The following is a 1,157-nucleotide window of genomic DNA, read 5'->3' as shown; positions in this document are numbered from 1 at the left end:
TCGAGCAACGTCATGGCGCAATCTATGACTGCAACCAGGATCAGGCTAAAGCAAAGGCGGCTGAATCTGAGCGCCGGGCAACTAAAAAACAAGGTGGTTTCTGATGGCATCGGGAAGGCTAATTCTTAGGTGTAGTTTCTGTGAAAAAAATCATCACCAAGTAAAAAAACTCATCGCTGGGCCATACGCTTACATTTGTGAAAGTTGCGTTGTTGACTGCGTGAAAGTATTGGCTGGTATACCCACTGGGGAAGAAATAAACGAGGGAAATCATGATGGACATAACTAAATCGCGGGAAGAGTTTGAAGCTTGGCTTAAATCGAAAATCCCAACGACTTACCGCCTTGCATTTGAGTGTGGCGACGATGGCGAGTTAACCAACTTAGCTAAAGCGTCAGTGTTAGATATGCGGACAGCGTGGCAAGCGTCGCGAGAAAGCATTGAGGTGGAGTTTCCAGACCAGCGAGATGAAAACTTCGACACTGATACCGCCTACAACGAAGGGTTGAGCGCCGCCGCCAACGCCCTCCGAACTGCTGGCATTCGAATCAAGGGAGAGAGTGAATGAAAGAATTAAATAGTTTCACTGTAGAGAGGCTGGAAGGGTTGATTGGTGACGCTGAAACCTGGTCATTCGTAAAGATTCCATCTAGAGAGCTAAAGGCACTAGCCCGGATCGCGTTAGCTGCAAAGAGGACTGAGCCTGTTTATCAGTATCAGTCAGGGATATGTAACGACCAGTTCGACGGCTTTGATTGGGTTTGGGATGACTGCGATAAGGGATTTTATGAACAATACGCCGCCGACCGTCGCCGCATCGTTTACACCACCCCACAGTTGAACTTTCCGCAAGGGTGGATTAAGTGCAGTGACCAGATGCCGGAAAACTCCAATATTCAGTGTTTCGTTTATTGCAAAGATAGCCTTCGTCGTACTGGTTATTTTGATGGTGATGATTGGGCCATCAACGGTAAATATTACGATGAGTCATTCGTCACTCACTGGCAAAAGTTCCCTGCCGCGCCGGAGAAGCCACTATGACAAAGCATACCTATCTACTCCGAAATACCCAGGTACGCGACAACGCCATAGCAGCGATCCGCAGTGTGCCGCTTGATGAGAAAAAGCCGATTGAGGTTCTCATTCAGGAGAAGAA

At 48.0% G+C, this 1,157-nt stretch carries 3 protein-coding genes; all 3 read left to right on the top strand.

What is annotated here, in order from left to right; translation table 11 throughout:
- Positions 1 to 103: 103 nt before the first annotated feature.
- Genes DBA33_RS21220 through DBA33_RS20260 form a run of 3 tightly spaced genes read left to right on the top strand, consistent with a single transcriptional unit; the run spans position 104 to position 1,042 of the window.
- Entirely contained in the window at positions 104 to 289 is a 186-nt protein-coding gene (locus DBA33_RS21220; RefSeq protein WP_120807114.1) for a ClpX C4-type zinc finger protein, read from the top strand.
- Positions 273 to 569, top strand: coding sequence for a hypothetical protein (locus tag DBA33_RS20265; protein ID WP_162975263.1), 297 nt, complete (start codon positions 273 to 275; stop codon positions 567 to 569). Before DBA33_RS21220 ends, DBA33_RS20265 begins: the two co-directional genes overlap by 17 nt.
- Positions 566 to 1,042 carry a DUF551 domain-containing protein gene (locus DBA33_RS20260; protein WP_120807112.1) on the top strand — a complete coding sequence of 159 codons (477 nt, stop codon included), beginning with the start codon at positions 566 to 568 and terminating at the stop codon, positions 1,040 to 1,042. Before DBA33_RS20265 ends, DBA33_RS20260 begins: the two co-directional genes overlap by 4 nt.
- The last annotated feature ends 115 nt before the right edge of the window (positions 1,043 to 1,157 follow it).

The organism is Yersinia sp. IP36721 (assembly GCF_003634395.1).
Taxonomy (GTDB): domain Bacteria; phylum Pseudomonadota; class Gammaproteobacteria; order Enterobacterales; family Enterobacteriaceae; genus Yersinia; species Yersinia entomophaga.
This window is presented reverse-complemented; position numbering and strand designations above follow the sequence as displayed.

What these genes read in the sequence shown, in the direction of transcription:
- DBA33_RS21220 (WP_120807114.1), top strand. Translation starts at nt 104, where the DNA reads ATGGCATCGGGAAGGCTAATTCTTAGGTGTAGTTTCTGTGAAAAAAAT.
- DBA33_RS20265 (WP_162975263.1), top strand. Translation starts at nt 273, where the DNA reads ATGATGGACATAACTAAATCGCGGGAAGAGTTTGAAGCTTGGCTTAAA.
- DBA33_RS20260 (WP_120807112.1), top strand. Translation starts at nt 566, where the DNA reads ATGAAAGAATTAAATAGTTTCACTGTAGAGAGGCTGGAAGGGTTGATT.